Genomic DNA, 8212 nt, shown 5'->3' with positions numbered 1-8212 from the left:
ACCACGGCTCGCTGCTCCCCGCCGTGACGGCGGCCGCGGCGCTCGGCGCCACCGCACTGGTCGGCGCCGCCGCGCTCCTGCGCCGCAAGGCGGGCGTCCGCCGAGGGTAGGCATCACCACACAGAAAGGCGGGGCCCGGCAACCATGCCGGGCCCCGCCGTCGTGCGCGCTCCGCGACCCCGTGCGGTGTGTGCTTGAAGTGCGCCTTCAGCACATGGAATTGACGCAACGTTGATCTGTCGTTCGCCGCCCGGGGGCAGCTGGGAGTGACGGACGGTAGATACCATGTGGCAATCGGTCAGTGTCGGCCGACGCGTGCCGAGAGCGGAGAAGGGGTGGGGCGGCCGGAGCCGACCACGAGCCCGGCGCCGGGAAAGGGGAGCCGTAGTGGCTGACAGTGAGGACAAGGCGGCCAGTGCCCAGGTGTGGGGCGCGGCCGTGGTGGTGGGGTCCGCGCTCGCCGTGGTGGCGGCCTACCTGATCAACGGGGCCGCGCTGGTCCTGGTGGTCGCCGGGGTCGAGGTGCTGCTGCTCATGGTGTACGTGGCCCGGCGCTGGCGGGCGTTGCACCGGGCGGACGCGCCGGGCGGCCACCGTCCGTCCACCGTGTCCCCGAACGCCGCGCACTGCGAGCGCTGCCGCCGGGCCCGCGAGGCGCTGGACGCGCGCCAGTCGCGCGGCGGCGCGGGCGCCGTGGACCACCGGGCGGAGCGCCGCCGGCCGCAGGGCCGGGCGCCGCACGAGCACCCCTGCACGGCCGAACGGGCGGTCACCCGGTCCGTGGACGTGGACCGGACGACCGCCCGCCGTGGTGCGCCGGACTCAGCCGGCCGTGCTGTAGGCCACCAGTGAGACCCCGACGTACTGCACGATGAACGCGCCGAGCGTGAAGGCGTGGAACACCTCGTGGAACCCGAACCAGCGCGGTGAAGGGTTGGGCCGCTTGAGCCCGTACACCACCCCGCCGATGCTGTAGAGCACCCCGCCGACGATCATCAGCACCAGGACGGCCACGCCGCCGGTGCGCAGGAAGTCGGGCAGGAAGAACGCCGCGGCCCAGCCCAGCGCGATGTACACCGGCGTGTACAGCCAGCGCGGCGCGCCGACCCAGAAGACCCGGAACGCGATCCCGGCCAGCGCGCCGCCCCAGACCGCCCAGAGCAGCACCTGCTGGGCGGCGCCCTTCAGGAGCAGCATCGTGAACGGCGTGTAGGTGCCCGCGATGATCAGGAAGATGTTCGCGTGGTCGAGGCGGCGCAGGACGGCGTCCCCGCGCGGCCCCCAGGTGAAGCGGTGGTAGACCGCGCTGACGCCGAACAGCAGCCACGCGCTCGCCGAGTAGACCGCGCACGCGATTTTGGCGGGCGTGGAGTCGGCCAGGCAGATCAGCACGATCCCGGCCGCGACGGTGGCGGGGAACATCCCGGCGTGCAGCCAGCCGCGCCACTTCGGCTTGCTCTCCGTCGCGTTCCCGGCGCCCCGCGCGAGCTCTGCAGTCATGCGCAGCATGCTACCCGTTACTTACGGGTCCGTAGGTTACCGACAGGTAGGAAGTGGCGATCGCCACACTTCGACATTTTGGAGCATTTGAAGTGTGGTGCAGCGCACTCCGTCCCGGACGTGAGCGACGTGTTACTGGCCAGTAATCGTACTGACTGTAGTAAAAGCTGCGCCAATTTCACCGGTGTGCCGCAATCGGGCCCAGGACCCGGAGCTACGCTGCAAGCACCCTCAGACCCCCGCTACGCCGTCTCCCCGCCGGGATGGCGTGAAACGGAGCGATCGTGTCGTACGAGATCTCTGCTGTCAGCGCGTCCGCGCCCACCCGTCACCAGCGCCTGGTGGCGTGGGTGAGCGAGATCGCTGAGCTCACCCAGCCGGACCGCATCGAGTGGTGCGACGGCTCCGACGAGGAGTACCAGCGCCTCGCGGACCTGCTGGTGGATCAGGGCACCTTCAAGAAGCTGAACGAGGAGAAGCGCCCGAACTCCTACTACGCCGCCTCGGACCCGTCCGACGTGGCGCGCGTGGAGGACCGCACCTTCATCTGCTCCGAGCAGGAGAAGGACGCCGGGCCGACCAACCACTGGAAGGCCCCCGCCGAGATGCGTGAGGTCTTCCAGGGCGAGCAGGGCCTGTTCCGCGGCGCGATGAAGGGCCGCACGATGTACGTCGTGCCGTTCTCGATGGGCCCGGTCGGCTCCCCGCTGGCCGCCTACGGCGTCGAGATCACCGACTCCGCCTACGTCGCCGTGTCGATGCGCGTCATGACCCGCATGGGCAAGGCCGTGCTCGACCAGCTCGGCGAGGACGGCGACTTCGTCAAGGCCGTCCACACCGTCGGCGCCCCGCTCGCCGAGGGCGAGGCCGACGTGGCCTGGCCGTGCAACACCACCAAGTACATCTCGCACTTCCCGGAGACCAAGGAGATCTGGTCCTTCGGCTCGGGCTACGGCGGCAACGCCCTGCTCGGCAAGAAGTGCTACGCGCTGCGCATCGCCTCGACGATGGCCCGCGACGAGGGCTGGCTCGCCGAGCACATGCTCATCCTGAAGCTCACCCCGCCGTCGGGCGAGGCCAAGTACGTGGCCGCGGCCTTCCCCTCGGCCTGCGGCAAGACCAACCTGGCGATGCTCCAGCCCACCATCCCGGGCTGGAAGGTCGAGACGATCGGCGACGACATCGCCTGGATGCGCTTCGGCGCCGACGGCCGCCTCTACGCGATCAACCCGGAGGCCGGCTTCTTCGGCGTCGCCCCCGGCACCGGCGTGGACACCAACGCCAACGCCATCGACACCCTCTGGGGCAACACGGTCTTCACCAACGTCGCCCTCACCGACGACGGCGACGTGTGGTGGGAGGGCCTCACCGACGAGCCCCCGGCGCACCTCATCGACTGGCGCGGCAACGACTGGACCCCCGAGTCCGGCACCCCGGCCGCCCACCCGAACGCCCGCTTCGCCGTCCCGGCCGCGCAGTGCCCGACCATCGCCCCCGAGTGGGAGGACCAGGCGGGCGTGCCGATCTCGGCGATCCTGTTCGGCGGCCGCCGCGCCACCGCCGTCCCGCTGGTGACCGAGTCCTTCGACTGGCAGCACGGCGTCTTCCTCGGCGCCAACATCGCCTCCGAGAAGACCGCCGCCGCCGAGGGCACCGTCGGCGAGCTGCGCCGCGACCCGTTCGCGATGCTGCCGTTCTGCGGCTACAACATGGGCGACTACTTCGCCCACTGGCTGAAGGTCGGCGCCCAGGCGGACGCGTCGAAGCTGCCGAAGATCTACTACGTGAACTGGTTCCGCAAGAACGCCGAGGGCAAGTTCGTCTGGCCCGGCTACGGCGAGAACAGCCGCGTGCTCAAGTGGATCGTCGAGCGCCTGGAGGGCACCGGCGAGGGCGTGAAGACCCCGATCGGCGTGCTGCCCACCACCGAGGGCTTCGACCTGAACGGCCTGGAGCTGGCCAAGGAGGACGTCGACCTGCTCTTCACCGTGGACGCCGACATCTGGCGCCAGGAGGCCGCGCTCGTGCCGGCCCACCTGGAGATGTTCGGCGACCACACCCCGAAGGAGCTGTGGGACGAGTACAAGAGCCTCGTCGCGCGTCTCGGCTGAGCCTGAGCTTCAGCCCTGACAACGGCCGGTGCGCTGCACGAACTTCGCACCGGCCCGGCGACAGGACGGCCGGAGCCCCGCCGGACGGTCTTTCCCCGACCAAGGAGACCGTCCGGGCCGAGGCTCCGGCCGTAGCGTTTTTTCTGCGGACGCTACGGCGGCTTCTACCGCAGCCGCTACGGCTGCGCGTAGCCGCTGAGGAAGTCGCCGATCCGCGTGACGGCGTCGGTGATCTCCTCGGCGCGGGGCAGGGTGACGAGGCGGAAGTGGTCCGGCTCGGGCCAGTTGAAGCCGGTGCCCTGGACCAGCAGGATGCGCTGGGAGCGCAGCAGGTCGAGCACCATCTGGGCGTCGTCCTTGATCTTGTAGACCTTCGGGTCCAGCCGGGGGAAGGCGTACAGCGCACCCTTGGGCTTGACGCAGCTGACGCCCGGGATGTCGTTGAGCAGCTCGTACGCGGCGTCGCGCGAGGCGAGCAGCCGGCCGCCGGGCAGGACGAGGTCGCGGATGGACTGCCGCCCGCCGAGCGCCGCGGCCACCGCGTGCTGGGCCGGCATGTTGGCGCACAGGCGCATCGAGGCGAGCACCGTGAGGCCCTCGATGTAGCTGCGGGCGCGGCTGCGGTCGCCGGACAGGACCATCCAGCCGGAGCGGAACCCGGCCACCCGGTACGACTTCGAGAGCCCGTTGAAGGTGACGCAGAAGAGGTCGGGCGCGAGCGTGGCCAGTGGGATGTGCTCGGCGTCGTCGTAGAGGATCTTGTCGTAGATCTCGTCCGCGTAGACGACCAGCTTGTGCCGGCGGGCGATCTCGACGATCCCCTCCAGCACCTCGCGCGGGTAGACCGCGCCGGTCGGGTTGTTGGGGTTGATCACGACGATGGCCCGGGTGCGGTCGGTGACCTTGGCCTCGATGTCGGCGAGGTCCGGGTACCACTCGGCCTGCTCGTCGCAGCGGTAGTGCACGGCGGTGCCGCCGGCCAGCGAGACCGAGGCGGTCCACAGCGGGTAGTCGGGCGCCGGGACGAGCACCTCGTCGCCGTCGTCGAGCAGCGCCGTCATGGCGAGCTGGATCAGCTCGGAGACGCCGTTGCCGAGGAAGACGTCGTCGACGGAGAGGCCGTGCAGACCGCGGTCCTCGTAGTGCATGACGACGGCGCGGCGGGCGGACAGCAGGCCCTTGGAGTCGCCGTAGCCGTGCGCGGACGCGAGGTTGCGCAGGATGTCCTGGAGGATCTCCGGGGGCGCCTCGAACCCGAACACGGCGGGGTTCCCGGTGTTCAGCTTGAGGATGCGGTGGCCCTGTTCCTCCAACCGCATCGCCTCGTCGAGCACCGGCCCGCGGATGTCGTAGCAGACGTTGGCGAGCTTGCTGGACTGGATGACCTGCATGCCTGCCTACTTTAGGGCCACCGCCGGGCCCGGTGACGCGTGTCCTGGAACACGTGCCGCCGGGCCGCGCGAGGGCTCCTTCGATCGGCAGGCGGGTGCCGTCAGCCGACCTTCCAAACCAGGGGTGCGGTGTCCAGGATGTTTCCGTACGTGAGGAACGCCGGCGGGTTCTCGTTCGGAACGAGATAGACGGCACACAGCTTCACCGACTGCCCGGGCGCGAGCGTGACGAGCGACTTGGTGTCGCACTGCGGGATCGTCTTCTGCAGGGTCGGAGCCGGCAGCGCGCCCGCCGAGTGGTCCTTGGGCTTCACCCACACCCGCATCATGTAGGCGTCCTGGTCCAGCGCGGTCCCGGTGCGGTTGGTGAACGTCATGGTGACGTAGTACGGGGTCTTGCCGGTGGTGAGGTCCGGCATGAAGCCGAACGGGGCGATCTCGTTCGCGGTGCCCTTGGTGATCGAGACGGCGGTGGCGTCCACCGTCGAGCTCTTGCCGAGGTAGCGGCCGGTGCCGCCGAGCGAGAGCGGGTGGTCGTAGCTGACCTGCGTGACGTTGTTGCCGCCCGCGGTGACCGACGGCTGCGGACCGTCGCCGGCCGCCGCGGGGGCGCTCGAACCGGCGGGCGCGGGGGCGCCGGTGGCCGCGGAGGGGGCGGCGGTGGGCGCGCCCGGCGGCGTGGCGGTCGCCGCGGTGGCGGGCGGCGCGGCCGGGGTGTCGACCGCCGCCGGGTCGGCGTTGTCCGGGCCGCAGGCGGCCAGCAGCAGCGTGAGCGCCGCGGCCGGAACTGCGGCCCGGGCGGCCCGGGTTGTGCCCCGCGTCTTCGTCATGGTCGTTCCCCCGTTGGATGATGTGGGTCGGTGGGCCCCGCCCGCCGGGCGCCCGCTTTTGTCATGTGGGCGCCGAACGAGAGGGGGTTGCGCCGGTGATGCTAGCCGCCGCCGGGGCGGTACCGGCCGGTTTTCTGGTGGCTCCGCTGTTGCGGGGTCTGGTGGCCCGGTTCGCCGTGCCCGAGGGCGAACCCTGGTGCCGGGCCTGCCCGTCGTGCGCCGCGCCGACGCGGCTGCTGCCGCCGACCGGGCGCTGCCCCGGCTGCCGGGAGCGGCTGGGCGCCGGTGCGTGGACGGTCGAGGCCGCCGCCGCGGCCGTCGCCGTCGCGGTGGCGCTCGCGGCGGACGGGCCGTCGGCCGCGGCGCTGGCCTGGGCGGCCGGGCTCGGTGTGGTGCTCGCCTTCGTCGACGGCCGGGTGCGCCGGCTGCCGTACCGGCTGACGCTCCCGCTGGCCGCCGGGCTGGCCGTGCTGCTGGCGGTGCCCGCCGTGGCCGAGGGCTGGCCGGGGGTTCCGGTGCGCTGCCTGCTGGTGGCGCTCGCGGCCGGGGCCCTGTTCGAACTGCCGGTCTGGCTGGGCCTGATGGGCCCGGGGGACTCCCCGCTCGCGTTCGCGCTGGGCGGGCTGCTCGGCTGGTACGGCTGGGGCGTGGCGTTCAGCGGGCTGTTCTTCACCGTCCTGCTGGCGGGCCTGTGGGCGATCCTGCGGGCCGCGGCCGCGCTGGCCCGCCGCCGTCCGGTGCGCGGACTCGACGTCCCGGTGGGCCCGTTCCTGCTGCTCGGCACCCTGCTCGCGGTGCTGGTGCGCTGAGCGCCGACGGACGTACGGGCGGGGCCCGCAGCACCGCGACCGGCACTGCGGGCCCCGCTGCCGGCGCGCCGGCCCCACCCTCAAGGAGCGCCGCGCCGCGGGGAGTTACGGCATCTTGTGGACGAACGGGCCGACCGTGTTGGAGAACGCGTTGCCGTTGTTGGCGTCCCAGTTGGTGGACCAGGCCATCGCGCCGCGGATGGTCGGCCACTTGGCCGGCGGGACGAAGCTGCCACAGCTGTTGCCGGTGGCCAGGCAGTTGAGCGCGTTGTTCACCACCGACGGGTCGACGTAGCCCCCGCCGGCCGCCTTGCCGGAAGCGGGGACCCCGATGCCGACCTGGTCGGGCCGCAGGCCGCCCTGGATGTGGGTGCAGACCTGCGAGGTGATGAAGTCGATCGTGCCCTGGTTGTAGACCTTGCCGTCGCAGCCGTTCATGCCGCCCGAGTTGTAGAACTGGGTGTTGACGACGGTGAGGATGTCCTTGGTGCCCAGCGCCAGCTGGAAGTAGGCGCCCGCCGTGCTGTACATCCCGATCGTCTCGGGCGCCATCGTCAGGACGAAGCCGGGGCCGACCTTGGCCTGCAGGGCGTGCAGCGCGTCGCCGAGCGGGCCGGCCTGGACGCCGTTCTCCAGGTCGACGTCGACGCCGTCGAATCCGTAGTCCTTGAGGATCGCGGCGGCGCTGTTGGCGAACGCGGCGCCGGCCGTCGCGTCGCCGACGGTGATCGCGCCGTTCTGGCCGCCGATGGACAGGACGACCTTCTTGCCGGCCGCCTGCTTGGCCTTGACGTCGGCGCGGAACTGCGCGTCGGTGTAGCCGCCGAGGGCCTTGGACAGGCCCGGGTCCAGGGTGAAGCTGATCGCGCCGGTCTGGGTCGGCACGGCGTCGGCGAAGGAGACCGCGATGATGTCGTACGCGCTCTGGACGTCGGCCAGGCGCTGCGGGGTCGAGCCGTTGTCGAAGTTCTGCCAGTAGCCGGTGACGGCGTGGGCGGGCAGACCGGTGGCCGGCGGGGTGGTCGGCGTGGCGGTGGGGGTCGGCGTCGGGGTCGTGGTGGCCGTCGGCGTGGCCGTGGGGGTCTGGGTCGGCGTCGCGGTCGCGGTGGGGGTCGCGGTGGCCGTCGGGGTCGCGGTCGGCGTGGCGGTGGCGGTGGCCGTCGCGGTCGGGCTCGGCGCCGGGGTGCCGCCGGGGCCGACCAGGCTCACGTCGTCGGCGAGGTAGGCGGCCTGGCCGTACCAGCCGTGCAGGTAAAGCGTGACGCTGGTGGCGGTCGGGCCGGTGGTGAAGGTCGTGGCCAGCTGGTTCCAGGTGGTCTGGTTGGACCACGTGCTCGGGTCGGTGCCCCCGGTGCCGCGCGCGCCGAGGTAGACGTACGGGCCCTGGACCCAGGCGCTCAGCGCGTAGCTGGTGTTGGGCAGCACGCTGACGGTCTGGGTGCACTCGGCGGTGTCCGCCGCGCCCGGCGTGGCCTGGAGCGCGCCGCTGCCGGAGTGGACCGGAGTGGTGACGGCGGTGGCGGTGCCGGTGCAGGTCCAGCCGGCGAGCCCGCTCTCGAAGCCGCCGTTGG

The 8212-nt window shown here is 72.1% G+C and carries 7 protein-coding genes; 3 read left to right on the top strand and 4 right to left on the bottom strand.

What is annotated here, in order from left to right; all coding sequences use genetic code 11:
• The first annotated feature begins 387 nt into the window (after nucleotides 1-387).
• The gene (locus AB0O00_RS23660; RefSeq protein WP_363654864.1) at nucleotides 388-852 is read left to right on the top strand and encodes a hypothetical protein; all 465 of its coding nucleotides are present in this window, start codon (nucleotides 388-390) and stop codon (nucleotides 850-852) included.
• Here the strand turns inward: AB0O00_RS23660 and AB0O00_RS23655 are convergent.
• Nucleotides 823-1509: a hemolysin III family protein gene (locus AB0O00_RS23655; RefSeq protein ID WP_363654862.1), complete on the bottom strand. Its 687-nt coding sequence runs from the start codon at nucleotides 1507-1509 to the stop codon at nucleotides 823-825. The genes AB0O00_RS23660 and AB0O00_RS23655 overlap by 30 nt on opposite strands.
• Nucleotides 1510-1784: 275 nt before the next feature.
• Here AB0O00_RS23655 and AB0O00_RS23650 point away from each other — a divergent pair, with 275 nt between their 5' ends.
• Complete coding sequence (locus tag AB0O00_RS23650) at nucleotides 1785-3611, top strand: phosphoenolpyruvate carboxykinase (GTP) (protein WP_363654860.1); 1827 nt, start codon at nucleotides 1785-1787, stop codon at nucleotides 3609-3611.
• A gap of 176 nt (nucleotides 3612-3787) precedes the next feature.
• Here the strand turns inward: AB0O00_RS23650 and AB0O00_RS23645 are convergent, their stop codons facing one another.
• Nucleotides 3788-5002, bottom strand: a complete 1215-nt coding sequence (locus tag AB0O00_RS23645) for a pyridoxal phosphate-dependent aminotransferase (RefSeq protein WP_363654858.1) — start codon at nucleotides 5000-5002, stop codon at nucleotides 3788-3790.
• Nucleotides 5003-5103: 101 nt separating this feature from the next.
• Nucleotides 5104-5832 carry a hypothetical protein gene (locus AB0O00_RS23640; protein WP_363654856.1) on the bottom strand — a complete coding sequence of 243 codons (729 nt, stop codon included), beginning with the start codon at nucleotides 5830-5832 and terminating at the stop codon, nucleotides 5104-5106.
• A 137-nt stretch (nucleotides 5833-5969) separates the two neighbouring features.
• On the opposite strand from AB0O00_RS23640, the gene AB0O00_RS23635 reads away from it, so the two are divergent.
• Complete coding sequence (locus AB0O00_RS23635) at nucleotides 5970-6641, top strand: prepilin peptidase (RefSeq protein ID WP_363654855.1); 672 nt, start codon at nucleotides 5970-5972, stop codon at nucleotides 6639-6641.
• A gap of 105 nt (nucleotides 6642-6746) precedes the next feature.
• Here the strand turns inward: AB0O00_RS23635 and AB0O00_RS23630 are convergent.
• Nucleotides 6747-8212: glycosyl hydrolase family 18 protein (locus AB0O00_RS23630; RefSeq protein WP_363654853.1), on the bottom strand; the 1466-nt coding region annotated here is incomplete at its 5' end.

This window comes from Kitasatospora sp. NPDC093558, assembly GCF_040683475.1.
Classification (GTDB): Bacteria; Actinomycetota; Actinomycetes; order Streptomycetales; family Streptomycetaceae; genus Kitasatospora.
This window is presented reverse-complemented; position numbering and strand designations above follow the sequence as displayed.